The sequence below is a fragment of the Terrilactibacillus tamarindi genome, from assembly GCF_009718825.1.
GTDB classification, from domain to species: Bacteria; Bacillota; Bacilli; order Bacillales; family Sporolactobacillaceae; genus Terrilactibacillus; species Terrilactibacillus tamarindi.
In genome coordinates this window covers 1-17429 of record NZ_WNHB01000014.1, presented here as the reverse complement: position 1 = coordinate 17429, position 17429 = coordinate 1, and the positions used below count along the sequence as shown (strand labels likewise).

The window sequence follows — 17429 nt, the reverse complement described above, 5'->3', positions numbered from 1 at the left end:
GGCGCCGTTCTTTTCATTCAGCTTGCTTTAAATTTTGAAAGAAAGGGGAGTTGAACATGAATGAAGGAAAAACGAATCACGATCGTTTTATGATTCTTCTCAAACAACTCGAAGCCCCTACTGAAGTGATCGAAAAATATTTTAATGGTGGTCAGATTCATAAGTTAACCGTTTTTCAAGAAACTCGTCAATGGGTGTTTACATTTGGACTAAAAAAGCCACTGCCTTTCCATGTTTATGACTGGTTAGATCGTGGATTGAAAAAACAATTTCATAATATAGCAAAAGTAACCTTTAAAATTAACACTGAATCAGTCGATGATGCATCTCTTTTTCAAGATTATTGGTTATACTTTCTTGATCAGGTTCCGCAGCTGTCCCAGGGAATTAAAGCCGTATTAAAGCAGCAAAAACCGCAGATTGACTCTGGTAAATTAATCTTAGAGGCGTCCAATGAGGCGGAATCATTATTGATAAAACGTAAATGTGAACAGCCATTATCTCTCTTTCTAGTAAACTGTGGATTTCATACATTACATCTTGAAGTCAATCTTAAACGGAACGATAGGGCATATGAGGCCTTTAAAAAGCAACGAGACGAAGAAGATAAACAGAAAGTGATTGAAGCCGTTATTGAACAGGCTAAGGCAAAAGAAAAGCAAGTTGATGATACACCAGCCGGTCCATTTCAAATAGGATATGATATTAAGGATGATCCAGTTCCGATCAACCAAATTCAAGATGAAGAACGACGCATAACCGTACAAGGTTACGTATTTGATGTGGAAACACGTGAACTTCGAAGCGGACGTACGCTGTTACTATTTAAAATCACCGATTATACGGATTCCATTCTCGTTAAAACCTTCTCCAGAGACAAAGATGATGCCAGCAAGTTCTTGGGCTTAAAAAAAGGAATATGGGTAAAGGTTCGAGGTGGTGTGCAAAACGACACGTTCGTAAGAGATTTGGTTATGTTAGGAAATGATATTGAAGAGATCAAACCCGCACGTAAGAAAGACACTGCTCCTGAAGGAGAACGAAGAATTGAATTGCATTCTCATACCGTTATGAGTCAAATGGATGCAGTTGTAACAGCCACAAGTTTAGTCAATCGAGCTAAGGAATGGGGACATAAAGCTATCGCCATAACAGATCATGCTGTCGTCCAGTCATTTCCAGAAGCCTATTCAGCAGGAAAGAAAAATGGTGTTAAAATTTTGTATGGAGTAGAAGCCAATCTTATCGACGATGGTGTACCTATTGCTTACAATGAACAAAAGCGCATCTTACAAGACGATACCTATGTCGTCTTTGACGTTGAAACAACCGGTCTATCTGCTGTTTATAACAAGATTATTGAACTTGCGGCAGTCAAAATGAAAGATGGAGAAATCATTGATCGATTTGAATCATTTGTCAATCCTCACGAACGATTATCGCAAACGATCATTGATTTAACGAGTATCACGGATGATATGCTCGCAAGTGCTCCAGAAATTGATGATGTATTAAAACGATTTCATGACTTCGCTGGTGATGCCATATTAGTGGCTCACAATGCAAGCTTTGATATGGGGTTTCTAAATAATGGTTACGAACAAATTGGCCTTGAAAAGGCAACGAATCCTGTCATCGATACTCTTGAACTCGGACGGTTTCTATATCCTGATTTAAAAAATCATCGACTAAACACTTTATGTAAGGTGTTTAATATTGATTTAACCCAGCATCACCGGGCGATTTATGATACAGAAGCGACAGGCTATTTATTATGTAAAATGCTTAAAGATGCAGATGAAAAGTCCATTGTGTATCATAATCAATTAAATGACAATATGGGAAAAGGAAGCTTTGAACGTGTGAGACCAACTCATGTTATTATTCTCGTTCAAAATCAGGAAGGACTTAAAAATCTCTACAAACTTGTTTCACTTTCTCATTTAAACTATTTTTATCGAGTTCCGCGTATCCCGCGTTCCCTACTTGAAAAGCATCGCAAGGGTCTCATAATAGGTTCGGCTTGTGACAAAGGTGAACTATTTGAAGCAATGATGCAAAAATCTATAAAAGAAGCTGAAGAAGTGGCTAAATTCTATGATTATATTGAAATTCAGCCACCGGAGAATTATGCCCATCTCATTGAAAAAGAATTGGTAACTGATGAATTAGCGCTTCGTGAAATTTTAACTAATCTTGTAAAAATAGGTGAAAAACTTAATAAACCCGTCGTGGCAACCGGAAATGTTCATTATTTAGATGAAAACGATCATCTTTATCGAAAAATCCTTATAGCATCTCAAGCGGGTAACCCATTAAATCGTCAAACTCAGCCAAGAGTCCATTACCGTACAACGGATGAAATGCTGGCGTGTTTGTCTTTTTTGGGGGAAGAAAAAGCAAAAGAAGTGGTTGTGGCCAACACGCATAAAATAGCGGATTCCATCGAGGAAGTCACTCCGGTCCAAGATAAACTCTTTACACCGAAAATTGACGGTGCTGAGGAAGAAGTTAAAGAGATGAGCTACCGGGAAGCCCATCGACGTTATGGTGAGGATTTACCAGAAATCGTCGTCAAACGATTAGAAAAGGAACTACAAAGCATCATTGGTCACGGTTTCGCCGTTATTTATCTCATTGCCCATAAATTGGTTAAAAAATCACTGATTGACGGTTACTTAGTCGGTTCAAGGGGTTCAGTTGGATCTTCACTTGTTGCAACAATGATGGACATTACAGAGGTTAATCCTCTGAGCCCTCATTATGTCTGTCCAACATGTCATCAATCAGAATTTTTCACTGATGGATCTGTTGCTTGTGGTTTTGACTTACCTGATAAAGAATGTCCTAATTGTCATACACCATATAAGAAAGATGGCCATGATATTCCGTTTGAAACGTTCCTCGGGTTTAAAGGAGATAAAGTCCCTGATATCGATTTAAACTTTTCTGGGGAGTATCAACCTGTTGCCCACAACTATACAAAAGTATTATTTGGGGAAGATAAAGTTTATCGTGCAGGAACCATTGGAACAATAGCAGATAAGACTGCTTACGGTTATGTCAAAGGGTATGAAGGGGATATCAATGCCCATTTCAAAGGCGCTGAAATTGATCGTTTAGCTAAAGGATGCACAGGTGTAAAACGTACAACGGGTCAACACCCTGGCGGAATCATTGTTGTTCCAGATTATATGGATATTTATGACTTTACGCCGATTCAATATCCAGCAGATGACAAAACATCCGAATGGAGAACCACACACTTTGATTTCCATTCCATACACGATAATTTATTAAAACTTGATATTCTTGGTCACGATGATCCAACAGCGATTCGGATGCTCCAAGATTTAAGCGGCATGGATCCCAAGACAATACCGACAGATGATAAAGAAGTAATGAAGTTATTTAGTTCAACGGAGTCTTTAGGTGTTACTCAAGACCAAATTCGTTGTAAAACGGGAACTCTAGGGATTCCTGAGTTTGGCACTCGTTTTGTTAGACAAATGCTTGAAGATACCAAACCAACCACATTTGCAGAACTAGTTCAGATCTCAGGTCTCTCACATGGTACAGACGTTTGGCTTGGAAACGCACAAGAACTAATTAATAATCGAACCTGCGTCCTTAAAGATGTTATTGGTTGTCGTGATGATATTATGGTATACCTTATGCATAAAGGATTAGAACCTTCTCTTGCTTTTAAAATTATGGAATCTGTAAGAAAAGGGAAAGGTTTACAAGATGAATGGATTGAAGAAATGAAAAAAAATAATGTCCCTGATTGGTATATTGATTCTTGCCTAAAAATTAAGTATATGTTCCCGAAAGCACATGCTACAGCTTACGTATTAATGGCCATTCGGATTGCTTACTTTAAAGTTCATCATCCTATTCTCTTTTATGCAACTTACTTTTCTGTACGCGCGGATGACTTTGACATCGACGTGATGAGGCGTGGTTCACATGCCATTCGAGGCAAAATTGAAGAAATAGAAAAGAAAGGTCTCGATGCTTCTCCAAAAGAAAAGAACTTATTAGTAGTTCTTGAACTAGCGCTTGAGATGTGTGAACGTGGATTTAATTTTGCTTCTGTCGATCTTTATCGTTCTAAGGCAAGTGAATTTATTGTTGATGGGGATACTCTCATCCCTCCATTTAATGCTCTTCCTGGTGTAGGTACAAATGCAGCCATTAACGTTGTCAAAGCTCGAGAAGAAGGCGAGTTTCTATCAAAAGAAGATTTACAAAAACGGGCTAAACTTTCTAAAACAGTTGTTGAATATTTAGATCAACATGGTTGTTTGGAAGGAATGCCAGATGAGAATCAATTGTCTTTATTTTAGAGGAAGTTCAAAAAAGTCACCAAATGATAAGCTGCGAATCTCGGACGCCCGCCAAGAGGATCTTCAACTAAAGCCGCTCACGTCCTGTGAGCAACGTTGAAGCCACCACATCCTGTGGAAGGCCGGTCCTCATGTAGTAATAACCTACATTCCGGTCCTCAAAACGGCGCCGCCTTGACCTTCTTGCTTCTAATTTGTCACCTTTTTGAACACGTATTTTTTGCCGATTCATTTGCAATCATATCTTTAAAGTAGTAATCTCGTAGATGGGTTTCCCTTTTGTAATGTCTTTGCGAATGGAAGACATTTCCTTGCTATTCGCCGTATTTAGTAAAAGTTGCCTTTAAACAAAAGGTATGTTATAGTGACTTTGGAGATACTAATGAATAGGTCGTTTTTAGAAGAGTGAGGAGATCCTCACTCTTTCGTTTTCGAAAGGAGGTACGAAAGTATGGCAGGAAAAATATCAGAACAAACAAAGGAACTCATTCTTCCGATATTGGATCAACTTGATATAGAACTTGTTGACCTCGAATATGTTAAAGAAGGTAAGAACTGGTTCCTTCGTGTTTTTATTGATTCGCCAAAAGGCGTTGATTTAGATATGTGTACAGCTGTCAGTGAACGTCTAAGTGAAGCGCTTGACGAAGATGATCCGATAAAAGAAGCTTACTTTCTTGAGGTATCATCAGCAGGGGCAGAAAGGCCACTGAAAACAAATGAAGATTTAAAAAAAGCAGTTCAAAAGCAGGTACATATTACAACATATGAACCCATAGAAGGTAATAAACAATTTGAAGGAAAACTGATTCATGCAGATGAACATGCCGTAACGCTTGCAATTAAAAATAAAACGAGGGTTGAAGAAATCACTTTACCCGTTGAAAAGATTGCAAGTGCAAGACTTGCGATCATTTTTTAATGCTAAAGTAGTTTGCATTGTTAAAAAGGGGAGAAAATAAGACAATGAGTAGCGACCTATTAGATGCTATGACTGCGCTAGAAAAAGATAAAGGAATTAGTAAGGAAGTTCTTATTGATGCATTAGAAGCAGCGCTAATTTCTGCGTACAAACGAAATTTTAATCAAGCGCAAAATGTTCGTGTTGATATAAATGAAGGACTTGGTCAAATTAAAGTTTTTGCAAGAAAAGAAATTGTAGAAACGGTAGAAGATCAAAGACTCCAAATTTCACTTGAACAAGCAAAAGCGATTAATCCACATTATGAACTTGAAGACACTGTTGAGATTGAAGTAACACCAAAGAATTTTGGCCGTATTGCCGCACAAACAGCAAAACAAGTTGTCACTCAGCGTGTCCGAGAAGCTGAACGTGGTGTCATTTTCTCTGAATATATTGATAGAGAAGACGATATTATGACAGGAATCGTTCAAAGACTGGATCACCGTTACATTTATGTTGATTTAGGGAGAGTCGAAGCTTTACTTCCTTTAACAGAACAAATGCCAAATGAGTCCTACCACCCACATGATCGGATTAAAGTGTATCTTACAAAAGTTGAAAATACGACAAAAGGGCCTTCGATCATGGTATCAAGAACTCATCCTGGACTCTTAAAACGGTTATTTGAACTTGAGGTACCTGAAATTTTTGACGGAACCGTTGAGATTAAATCAATCGCACGTGAAGCGGGCGATCGCTCGAAAATAGCAGTACATGCTGAGGATGCGGCTGTTGATCCAGTCGGTTCATGCGTTGGTCAAAAAGGTGCACGTGTTCAAACCATTGTAAATGAACTAAAAGGCGAGAAAATTGATATTGTGCGCTGGTCTGAAGATCCAGTAACTTACGTTGCAAACAGTTTAAGTCCTTCAAAAGTTCTTAAAGTCATTGTGGATGAAGAAAACAAGGCAACAACCGTTGTCGTACCCGACTACCAATTATCACTTGCAATTGGAAAAAGAGGGCAAAACGCAAGACTTGCAGCTAAGTTAACAGGATGGAAAATAGATATTAAAAGCGAATCAGATGCTCTTGAACAAGGGTTGCTTTCTGAAAGTGATAACCATGAAGAATCACTTCTTGAATCCGAGGAGCTCCCTAGTGATTTTGATGAGAGTGAAGAACAAAAATCAAACACTGAAGACGAATAAGTGGGGTGAAAGACGTGAAAAAACGTAAAGTGCCCATGCGTAAATGTATTGTCACACAGGAATCTGCTGAAAAAAAAGCCTTATTTCGTGTCGTTCGGTCACCTGAAGGTGAAGTATCATTAGATTTAACGGGTAGAAAAAATGGTCGGGGAGCTTACATTTCTATGAAGAGAGAAGTTGTTGATAAAGCAGAATCAAAAAAACTCTTATCAAAACATCTCGAAGCTGAAGTGCCTCAAGAAGTATTTCAAGCGATGCGGTCATATTTAGAGGAGAACCATATTGACTAGGCAATGGCAATCATTGTTGGGCCTCGCCTGCAGAGCTCGAATGACCATTTCAGGAGAAGAACAAGTGATCCAATCGATAAGAGCTAAGAAGGCATTTGCCGTCATTATGGCAAACGATGCTTCTGATCGAACGAAAAAAACGATATCAAATAAATGCAATTACTACGATGTACCACTTCTCACAGTAGATAATCGAGAAGTGCTAGGTAGGGCGATTGGCCAACCTGAACGTGTCCTTGTTGCGGTGACAGACCAAGGATTTGGTCAGCGAATGATCGCGTTGTTAGATCAATCTACACGGGGGTGAACATATGAGTAAGATGCGTGTCTATGAATATGCAAAACAACATCAGTTAACGAGTAAAAAAGTGATTATGGAATTGAAACAGTTGGGAGTAGAAGTTTCGAGCCATATGTCGGTTATCGAAGATGATATCATTGGAAAATTAAATCATAGTGTGAATCCTTCTACTAAAAAAGAGACTAAAGAAAATCAAACTGAAGGACAAACAAAAAATAAAACAAACAAAGAGGTACGTGTGGAAGCTATAAAAACGCAAAATAAATCAAATCAAAACCAAAATCGTGGCAAAAATGACAATCGAAAAAGAATGAATAATAAGAGTAATAGTAATAATCATCCCAATAATAAAAGGTATAACAAGAAAAGAAATAATAAGCGTACGTCACCGTCTGTAAAACAAGAAATTAAATTACCTGAAAAAATCACCTTTTTAGGTTCTTTATCGGTTGCCCAATTTGCAGAAAAACTTGGTAGAGAATCGACTGAAATCATTAAGAAATTAATGATGCTTGGTATTATGGCTACTAAAAACCAAGAATTAGATAAAGATACGATTGAACTCTTAGCAACGGACTATGGCGTTGCTGTAGAGGAAGAAGTCGTGGAGGATGAAGCTCAATTTGAAGATCGTGAATTTGAAATAGATGATGATACGGCGATAATCAGGCCACCTGTTGTGACCATAATGGGTCATGTTGATCATGGTAAAACAACATTACTGGACTCCATTAGACACACAAAGGTTACTGAGGGGGAAGCTGGCGGCATTACACAACATATTGGCGCCTATCAAATTAGTCATCAAGGCAAGAAAATTACATTTCTAGACACGCCAGGACATGCTGCTTTTACAACAATGAGAGCTAGAGGGGCAGAAATTACGGATATTACGATCCTTGTTGTTGCAGCAGATGACGGTGTTATGCCACAAACAGTCGAAGCCATTCATCATGCGAAAGCAGCGAATGTTCCTATTATTGTTGCTGTAAACAAAATTGATAAAGAAGGCGCGAATCCAGATCGCGTTATGCAAGAATTAACAGAGCACGAACTCATACCAGAAGACTGGGGTGGGGATACTATCTTTGTTAAATTATCCGCACTCAGTGGAGAAGGTATTGATGAACTTCTAGAAATGATCTTGCTCGTTGCCGAAGTGGAAGAATATAAAGCAAATCCTGATACACTTGCACGAGGTACCGTTGTTGAAGCTGAACTTGATAAAGGTAGAGGACCGGTTGCGACCTTACTCGTACAAAATGGTACCTTACATGTGGGAGACCCAATTGTTGTTGGCGGGGCCTTCGGTCGAGTAAGAGCAATGGTCAATGATCTTGGCAGACGAGTGAAAAATGCAAAACCATCAACTCCAGTAGAAATCACTGGTTTAAATCTTGTTCCTAACGCTGGGGACCAATTTATGGTCTTTGAAGATGAGAAAAAAGCAAGACAAATTGGGGAAACTAGAGCTGAACGTCTTGTATTAGCCCATAGAAAAGAAACATCGAAAGTTAGTCTAGACGATCTCTTCCAGAAAATCCAAGAAGGTGACATAAAAGAAATTAATGTCATCGTCAAAGCGGATGTACAAGGATCTGTAGAAGCTCTTGCTGGATCTCTTCGGAAGATAGAAGTAGAAGGATGTAAAATAAACATTATCCATACAGGTGTTGGAGGTATAACGGAATCTGATATTATTCTTGCATCAGCTTCAAACGCCATAATTATTGGATTTAATGTTCGTCCAGACAACCATGCTAAAAGTACTGCAGAAGCAGAACAAGTTGATATCCGTTTATATCGTGTTATTTATGACGCTATTGACGAAATGGAATCGGCGATGAAAGGGATGCTTGATCCTGAGTTTAAAGAAAAAGTCATTGGTCAAGTGGAAGTTAGAACAACGTTTAAAGTATCTAAAGTAGGGATGATTGCTGGTTGTTATGTCACTGAAGGTAAAATTTCGCGATCAGCAGGAATCAGGCTTATTCGAGACGGTGTTGTGATTTACGAAGGAAATGTAGATACATTGAAACGTTTCAAAGATGATGTTAAGGAAGTTTCTGCAGGATACGAATGCGGTATTACATTAGAGAACTTCAATGATATTAAAGAAGGCGATACTATGGAAGCCTTTGTTATGGAAGAAGTTAAGCAAAAATGATCATTGGCGCTGCAATTTGTGAATGTATTCTATATGATCCACAGTCACTAAAAGACAAACGTGCCATTATTAAGAGTATATTGTCAAAAGCAAAGCAGCGCTATAATCTTTCAGCTAGCGAAATAGATTATCAAAACATCTGGCAAAGATCAAAGTTTGCTTTTGTATCTGTTGGAACATCGAGGGTGCATATTGAGCGTGAATTACATCATGCTCTTGCTCTCATCGATCAGAGAACGGATATTGAACGAACAGTGACAAGTTTTGAATGGCTTTAAAGTGAGGTGCAACATGGCAAATTTACGTTCTCACCGTATTGGTGAACAGATGAAGAAAGAATTAAGTGATATTATTCAAAATAAAATCAAGGATCCTAGAGTCGGCTTTGTTACCGTCACAGGTGTCGAAGTTACTGGTGATCTTCAGCAATCAACAGTCTATATTAGTGTTCTAGGAAGTAATGAAGACAAAGAGAACACGATTACAGGATTGTCAAAAGCCAAAGGGTTTATCCGCTCAGAAGTAGGGAAGAGAATACGGTTGCGCAAGACACCAGATATCATGTTCAAATTTGACGAGTCTATAGAATATGGCAACCACATTAATCAACTCCTTCATGAGCTCAATCATAATGATGAAATGAAATAATGACGAAAGAGTTGATTTAGTCTCCTTTTTCATTCATAATTGTGCTAAAAATGTAAGAGACGGGGATAGACAATGTTTACGTCTATCCTTTTCTCTTGTGCTTTGTGACATGTAACCTATGTTCTATTTTTTTGATCCTTTAGACGTATCTTGATTCTGTTAAGCTTTAAAGAAGGTGAGTAAATGTCGTCATATACTGGGATTTTACCGCTCTACAAACCTAAGGGAATGACTTCTCATGATTGTATATATCGATTAAGAAAATTATTACGCTATAAAAAAATAGGTCATACCGGAACATTGGATCCTGAAGTTGACGGTGTTCTCCCCATTTGTTTAGGTAGAGCTACAAAAGTATCGGAATACTTACTCAATTATCCAAAATCATATCGTGGTAAAATAAAACTCGGACGAGCAACGGATACCGAGGATGCGACCGGACATGTGATCGAGGAGAAAAAAGTTCAAGGAGTATTAAATCGTCAGGACATTGAAAGGGTTTTTAATTCTTTCAAAGGTGTAATTCAACAAGTCCCGCCCATGTATTCCGCTGTTAAAGTGAATGGAAAGAAGTTATATGAGTATGCTCGTGCAGGTATGACAGTAACCAGGCCTGTCAGAGAAGTGACCATATATGAATTAAGGATTCACGGGAATCAGTCAGTGTTTGAATCAGAGATACCTTTTGATGTTAAATGCAGCAAAGGAACATATGTACGAACATTAGCTGTTGATATCGGAAGAAAATGTGGATATCCAGCGCATCTCGAAACATTAACTCGTACATCGGCTGGCCCTTTTCAGGTCAATGATTGTTTTACCTTTGAAGAAATTGAACAAGCTGTACAAGAAAATAGATTTTCAGAATGTCTTTCGACTATTTCTTATGCCCTTCAATATATGCCAAGTTTGGTCGTTGACAAAAATTTAGAAGAGAAAATATTAAATGGTGCTGTCCTACCATTAAAAACACAAGAAGGCATGAGTCCATTTGCCGTCTTTAATCAAGAGGGGGATTGCTTGGCGATTTATCAAAAGCATCCCGACAAAGAGGGATTAATGAAGCCTGTAAAAGTTCTCCTAATAAAGGAAGATGATAGAAGGTGAGAAGGATGGAAATTATTCACTTAACGAGTCCAGAAGATATCCGGCTAGATAAGGCTAAAGAGAAAGTCATAGCTCTTGGGTATTTCGATGGTGTTCATAAAGGACATCAAAAAGTCATTAAAACAGCTGTTGACATTGCAAATGAAAAAGGGATGCAATCCGCCATTATGACCTTTCACCCACATCCTTCTGTTGTGCTAAACCCCAAGTCTAAGCGAAAAAATTACATAACACCTCCAGACGTTAAAGCAGAGTTGTTTGCAGAATTGGGAATTGATGTAACTTACTTTGTCCATTTTGATCTTAATTTTAGTCGACTGTCACCTCAAGAATTTGTTGATTATTATTTAATCAAACTTCATGCTAAACATATTGTCGCTGGGGATGATTTTACTTTTGGCCAAAAAGCAGCAGGTAATATGGTGAATATTAATGATTATTCAAGAAGTATGTTTAATCATACGATTGTGCCATTTGTCAATGTTAATGGAGAGAAAGTAAGTTCAACGATCATCCGCTCTCTCATAGAAGAGGGAGATTTTTCAAATGTTTCCGTCATGTTAGGACGTCAATATGAAATTAGAGGTACTGTTGTACATGGGGACAAACGCGGCAGGTTATTAGGATTTCCTACAGCTAATGTTTCATGCAGTGAAGAATTTATCATTCCAAAGAATGGGGTTTATTTAGTGACCTTTCATTCACAAGGAAGATCTCTCAATGGAATTTGCAGTGTTGGTGTTAGACCCACGTTCTATGATGAGGAGGTTCCTGTAACAGTAGAGGTTTATATCTTAGATTTCCAAGGTGATCTGTATGATCAGGAGGTTAAAGTGACTTGGATTAAGCGACTTCGAGATGAGGAAAAATTCGATTCTGCAGAAGCACTCATTCAAAGAATGGAACAAGATAAAAAGGAAGCAGCGGCTTTTTTTATGGCTAACAGTCAAATGTAAAGCAGTATTTGGATTTATTTTTTATCGAAAATGTATAACTATGACTTGAATTGTCGATATAAAAAGTGTAAACTAAATTTTGTACGACTTTCGTACTTTAACCATATCGTGGCATATCGATTCACCAACGATTTGCTAGGGTAATTGGGGATAACTTATAAGGAGGTGAAAAGGATGGCTTTAACAAAAGAGCGTAAAAATGAACTCATTAATGAGTATAAAACACACGATAAGGATACTGGTTCACCAGAAGTCCAAGTTGCTGTCCTAACTGAACAGATCAATACGTTGAATGATCACTTGCGTACTCACAAGAAAGATCATCACTCACGTCGTGGTCTTCTTAAAATGGTTGGTAAACGTCGTAATCTATTAACTTACTTGCGTAACAAAGATGTAACACGTTATCGCGAACTTATCAATAGTCTTGGTTTACGTCGATAAGATGAACAAAAAGCGGGATAATTCCCGCTTTTTTGTACTTTTAAATAATGGTTCAAATTAACGATAAATACATAAATCAGATTTGACGATTTGTTTAAGACTAATTTTTAATGTGTTGATAGAAAATAAGAGGGTATGGATCTTCTGTCTATCAAAAATTATAAAGGTGTATATACAGAAATTTATATAAAAACGGCTTACTTGTGCTTAGGTGATATAGTATGAATAGAAAGGAGCCACAAAAATCATGGAACAATTAAAACATACGTATACCATGGATTGGGCTGGAAGGCCACTTACTGTAGAAATTGGACAACTTGCCAAACAAGCCAATGGTGCTGTCCTTGTTCGTTATGGAGAAACAGCTGTATTGTCAACAACCACGGCTTCCAAAGAACCAAAAGATCTGCCATTCTTCCCTTTAACTGTGAACTATGAGGAAAGATTATATGCAGTGGGTAAAATACCTGGGGGCTTTATTAAAAGAGAAGGACGTCCAAGTGAAAAAGCGATTCTTGCTAGTCGCCTTATTGATCGTCCAATTCGCCCCTTATTTGCTGATGGATTTCGTAATGAAGTTCAAATTGTAAGTATGGTCATGAGTGTCGATCAAGATTGTCCATCTGAAATGGCAGCTATGATAGGCTCATCTTTATCACTTTGTGTTTCTGATGTGCCTTTTGATGGTCCAATAGCAGGTGTCATTGTAGGACGTGTGGATGGCGAGTTTGTTATAAATCCAACGGTCGAACAAGCAGAAAAGAGTGATATTCACTTAACAGTCGCAGGAACGAAACATGCCATTAACATGGTTGAAGCAGGAGCAAAAGAAGTTCCTGAAACCGTTATGTTGGATGCCATTTTGTTCGGTCATGAAGCCATAAAAGAATTAGTTGCTTTCCAAGAAAAAATCGCAAAAGAAATAGGCAAAGAAAAAATGGAAGTGACGTTATTTAAAGCTGATGAACAACTTGAAAAACAAATCAGAGAAATACTTGGAACGAGATTAACTGAAGCCATTCGCACAGAGGAAAAACATGCACGTGATGAAGCGATTAACCAAGTTAAACAATCTGTAATTGAAACCTTAACGGAAAATGCCGAAGAAGATGTCGACATTGCGATGGTTGAAGATGTGTTATATAAAATAACAAAAGAAGAAGTTCGACGTATGATTGTACGTGAAAATATCCGCCCAGATGGCCGGAAAAGCAATGAAATCAGACCATTGTCATCGCAAGTAGGTATTCTCCCAAGAACACACGGTTCAGGATTGTTTACACGTGGTCAGACTCAAGCCTTAAGTATTTGTACACTAGGTGCTCTTGGAGATGTCCAAATTCTTGATGGGCTGGATATGGAAGAATCAAAACGCTTTATGCATCATTATAACTTCCCGCCATTTAGTGTTGGTGAAGCCCGTCCTATGCGTTCACCTGGTCGTCGTGAAATTGGACACGGGGCACTTGGTGAACGTGCACTTGAACCAGTTATACCGTCTGAGGAAGACTTTCCATATACGATTCGTTTAGTATCAGAGGTACTTGAATCGAATGGATCGACTTCTCAAGCAAGTATTTGCGGCAGTACACTTGCCATGATGGATGCAGGTGTTCCTATTAAAGCACCGGTCGCAGGTATTGCCATGGGTCTTGTCAAATACGAAGACGATGTTGTGGTATTAACGGACATTCAAGGTATGGAAGATGCTCTTGGTGACATGGACTTTAAAGTAGCCGGAACAGAAAAAGGGGTCACGGCCCTTCAAATGGATATTAAGATTTCTGGCATTAATCGTGAAGTATTAGAAACAGCGTTAACACAAGCAAAAGACGGTCGTATGAAGATTCTTGAATCCATGCTTCAGGCACTTCCAAAACCACGTAAAGAACTATCAGATTATGCACCAAAAATTTTAACGATGCATATTAAATCTGATAAGATTCGAGACGTGATTGGCCAAGGTGGAAAGGTCATTAATAAAATTATTGAACAGACAGGCGTTAAAATTGATATCGAACAAGATGGTACGGTATTTATTGCTTCAACAAATCAAGACATGAATGAGAAGGCAAAAAGTATCATCGAAGACATTGTACGTGAAGTAAATGTTGGAGATATTTTCTTAGGAAAAGTCAAACGTATTGAAAAGTTTGGCGCTTTCGTTGAGTTGTTTAATCAAAGAGATGGTCTTGTTCATATTTCAGAACTTGATAATAAACGTGTCGCAAAGGTTGAAGATGTTCTCAATCTAGGCGATGAAGTACTTGTTAAGGTGATTGACATCGATAAACAAGGTCGAATCAAACTTTCTAGGAAGCAAGCCCTTCCGGATGAAAATAAAAAACCCGAAGCATAAGAGGAAAGAGGTGGTTGGTTTGACCGCTTCTTTTTTCCTTAATTTCTTTCCACTAACAAAGAATAAAAATATAAGTTTTGGATAAACTTGGAGACATTGTGTCATCCAAGTTTTTTGGTGTTTAAAAGATAAAATAAATTTAAAATACGTGTAGTTCTTCATTTTTAGAACTCCCGATTGTTCTAAAACAAGCTTATAGGCATAAGGTTGTACAAGGGAGGGAGGACGAATGAAGAAAAAATGGTACATTTCGATTTTTTGTCTTTTTACGATCGTCATTTTTGGATCTATGCTAGTATTTTTCTTTCCTAAACTTAATGAAACGTCGATTAAAACGAATGAAACAAATGCAAAACAAACGGCTTTGTATCAACAAATCACGAGTTATCGTAGCAAAATAAGTGAAAAGCCGCAGGACGCACGAATCGATCCAGTTTGGAAAGCGATACCCGGTTATAATGGTTTAACCGTTGATATTCGGAAAAGCTACCAAAAGATGAAAAAAAACAATAAATTTGACCCGAAAAAATTGGTGTATAAAGAGGTTCCACCAAAGAAGCATCTTCAAGATTTATCACCAGCTCCGATTTACCGAGGAAACCAAAAAAAACCGATGGTCGCTTTCTTAATAAACGTATCGTGGGGGAATGAATACATACCTCAAATGCTCAAAGTATTGCATCACCATCACATACATGCTACTTTTTTTCTAGATGGGAAATGGGTGGAAGATAATTCTGAATTAGCCTTAATGATCAGAGAGGGTGGACATCAAATAGGCAGTCACGCTTACGGACATCCAGATTTAAATAAAATGACAAAATCAGACGTATCAACAAGTCTGAAGAAAGCAAACCGAGTGATTGAAGCAACACTAGATGTAAAACCGAGGTTGATGGCCCCACCAAGTGGAAGTTTTAATCAACAAACAGTCAATGTTTCACATCAACTTGGCATGAGAACAATTCTTTGGACAGCAGATACGGTTGATTGGAAACATCCTGATACAACATCTATGGTGATGCGTGTTATCAGTCGAACAGAAAATGGGTCGATGATTCTGATGCATCCGACAAAAGAATCGAGTCGTGGGCTCAGTAAGATGATAAAAGGGATTGAGAATAAAGGCTACCGTTTCGGAACCGTATCAGACATGTTAAGTGAAGAACGTGTGGTACCGAAACTTGAAAAATAAATCTAAGTGTTTATTTTTTTATATGAAAAAGGAACTTCTCTCTTTAGTTAAAAATGATTTTTAAAAACGATAGACCCCCACTGATGGAAGTCTCAGTTTATCTATTTGTCCTCGCTATTTGTGAATGTTATGATGGTACGAGATATTGAATATTTGGATACAGGAGGAACATCACGTGATAACAAAGCATGTTTGCTCAAACGGTGTGCGAATCATATTAGAAAACCTACCGACAGTCAGATCGGTTACGATTGGTTTTTGGGTATCAACGGGTTCTCGTTATGAAAACGAAAAAAACAATGGTATTTCCCATTTTATTGAACATATGTTATTCAAAGGTACTATGAATCGGAATGCTCGAGAAATCGCTGAGAGCTTCGATCGTATTGGCGGGCAGGTCAATGCGTTTACGTCCAAAGAATATACGTGTTATTATGCAAGGGTTCTGGATGAACACGCTGAATATGCTGTTAATGTTTTGTCTGATATGCTTTTTCATTCAAAACTCGATGAGGAAGATATAAATAAAGAAAAGCAAGTTATTGGTGAAGAAATAAAGATGTATGATGATACACCCGATGATCTTGTTCATGATTTATTAAGTGAAGCTAGCTTTGGGAAACATCCATTAGGATTTCCGATTCTAGGAACAGAGCAAACGATTCAATCTTTCACTCAACAAGATTTAAGAAATCACATGACAGCATTCTATACACCTGATAACATCGTTGTATCCATAGCTGGGAATGTTGATGAAAAGATCATCCCAATTGTGGAACGTATTTTTGAAACGACGCCTAAGAGAAACCATCACCAAGAATTTCAAAAACCGACCTTTATGCCAGAACATTTACTCCGTAAAAAAGAAACAGAACAAGCCCACGTTTGCCTTGGATACGAAGGACTCGCCAATAATCATGAGACTCTATTTCCTCTTATTGTGATGAATAATATCCTTGGAGGAAGTATGAGTAGTCGATTATTTCAAGAAATTCGTGAAGATCGAGGACTTGCATACTCAACGTTTTCATTCCATACCTCTTATAAAGATAGTGGGATACTTACGTTGTATGGCGGGACAGGTCGGGATCAATTGGATGAACTATGTGATGCTCTACTAAAAACAGTTGAGAAAATAGCTGATCAAGGCGTTACCCAAAAAGAATTAGAGAATAGTAAAGAACAATTAAAAGGAAATATGATGCTTAGTTTAGAAAGTACGAGTAGCCGAATGAATCGTAACGCGAAAAATGAATTAACATTAGGCCGACAAAGAGAGATAGATGAGATGATTGAGACAATTAATCGTGTGACTCTAAACGATGTCTCTTCGATTGCAAAGACCATTTTCAATCAACCGTTTTCCTATTCTATTGTAAGTCCTACGGAAGATATACCGAAAGCCTTTCAACCTTTTAATTCAATTTCTAAGTAAAAATAAAATCCTAATAAGCTTAAAGATTTTATTCAAAATGACAATGAAATCATCTTTTAAAAA

The 17429-nt window shown here is 37.9% G+C and carries 15 protein-coding genes; 14 read left to right on the top strand and 1 reads right to left on the bottom strand.

The annotated features are described in order from the left end of the window. Window positions 1-56 precede the first annotated feature (56 nt). Entirely contained in the window at window positions 57-4349 is a 4293-nt protein-coding gene (locus GMB86_RS09530) for a PolC-type DNA polymerase III (protein WP_155219040.1), read from the top strand. Window positions 4350-4416: 67 nt separating this feature from the next. On the opposite strand, the gene GMB86_RS09525 is transcribed toward GMB86_RS09530, so the two are convergent. Continuing rightward, on the bottom strand, window positions 4417-4581 hold the full coding sequence (locus tag GMB86_RS09525) for a hypothetical protein (RefSeq protein WP_155219038.1): 165 nt from the start codon (window positions 4579-4581) through the stop codon (window positions 4417-4419). Window positions 4582-4800: 219 nt separating this feature from the next. On the opposite strand from GMB86_RS09525, the gene rimP reads away from it, so the two are divergent. From rimP to GMB86_RS09460, 13 genes are all read left to right on the top strand, one after another. Further along, entirely contained in the window at window positions 4801-5271 is a 471-nt protein-coding gene (gene rimP, locus GMB86_RS09520; RefSeq protein WP_155219037.1) for a ribosome maturation factor RimP, read from the top strand. A 44-nt stretch (window positions 5272-5315) separates the two neighbouring features. Next, window positions 5316-6464, top strand: coding sequence for a transcription termination factor NusA (nusA, locus tag GMB86_RS09515; protein ID WP_155219035.1), 1149 nt, complete (start codon window positions 5316-5318; stop codon window positions 6462-6464). Window positions 6465-6478: 14 nt separating this feature from the next. Further along, the gene (gene rnpM, locus GMB86_RS09510) at window positions 6479-6754 is read left to right on the top strand and encodes an RNase P modulator RnpM (RefSeq protein ID WP_329602855.1); all 276 of its coding nucleotides are present in this window, start codon (window positions 6479-6481) and stop codon (window positions 6752-6754) included. Then, a complete protein-coding gene (locus GMB86_RS09505) occupies window positions 6747-7061 on the top strand; it encodes a YlxQ family RNA-binding protein (protein WP_155219033.1) in 315 nt (104 codons plus the stop codon). The genes rnpM and GMB86_RS09505 overlap by 8 nt, the downstream gene beginning before the upstream one ends. Window positions 7062-7065: 4 nt before the next feature. Further along, on the top strand, window positions 7066-9222 hold the full coding sequence (gene infB, locus GMB86_RS09500; RefSeq protein WP_155219031.1) for a translation initiation factor IF-2: 2157 nt from the start codon (window positions 7066-7068) through the stop codon (window positions 9220-9222). Beyond that, on the top strand, window positions 9222-9500 hold the full coding sequence (locus tag GMB86_RS09495) for a DUF503 domain-containing protein (protein WP_329602860.1): 279 nt from the start codon (window positions 9222-9224) through the stop codon (window positions 9498-9500). The genes infB and GMB86_RS09495 overlap by 1 nt, the downstream gene beginning before the upstream one ends. A 13-nt stretch (window positions 9501-9513) precedes the next feature. After that, window positions 9514-9870, top strand: coding sequence for a 30S ribosome-binding factor RbfA (gene rbfA / locus GMB86_RS09490; protein ID WP_155219018.1), 357 nt, complete (start codon window positions 9514-9516; stop codon window positions 9868-9870). A gap of 183 nt (window positions 9871-10053) precedes the next feature. Next, complete coding sequence (truB, locus tag GMB86_RS09485) at window positions 10054-10977, top strand: tRNA pseudouridine(55) synthase TruB (protein ID WP_155219016.1); 924 nt, start codon at window positions 10054-10056, stop codon at window positions 10975-10977. A 5-nt stretch (window positions 10978-10982) separates the two neighbouring features. Next, complete coding sequence (locus GMB86_RS09480) at window positions 10983-11933, top strand: bifunctional riboflavin kinase/FAD synthetase (protein ID WP_155219013.1); 951 nt, start codon at window positions 10983-10985, stop codon at window positions 11931-11933. Between the two features lie 174 nt (window positions 11934-12107). Further along, complete coding sequence (gene rpsO / locus GMB86_RS09475) at window positions 12108-12377, top strand: 30S ribosomal protein S15 (protein ID WP_141189313.1); 270 nt, start codon at window positions 12108-12110, stop codon at window positions 12375-12377. Between the two features lie 247 nt (window positions 12378-12624). Further along, window positions 12625-14736: a polyribonucleotide nucleotidyltransferase gene (locus tag GMB86_RS09470; protein WP_155219011.1), complete on the top strand. Its 2112-nt coding sequence runs from the start codon at window positions 12625-12627 to the stop codon at window positions 14734-14736. 229 nt (window positions 14737-14965) lie between these two features. Continuing rightward, window positions 14966-15931, top strand: coding sequence for a polysaccharide deacetylase family protein (locus tag GMB86_RS09465; RefSeq protein WP_155219009.1), 966 nt, complete (start codon window positions 14966-14968; stop codon window positions 15929-15931). Window positions 15932-16106: 175 nt separating this feature from the next. Then, window positions 16107-17366: a M16 family metallopeptidase gene (locus GMB86_RS09460; RefSeq protein WP_329602852.1), complete on the top strand. Its 1260-nt coding sequence runs from the start codon at window positions 16107-16109 to the stop codon at window positions 17364-17366. The last annotated feature ends 63 nt before the right edge of the window (window positions 17367-17429 follow it).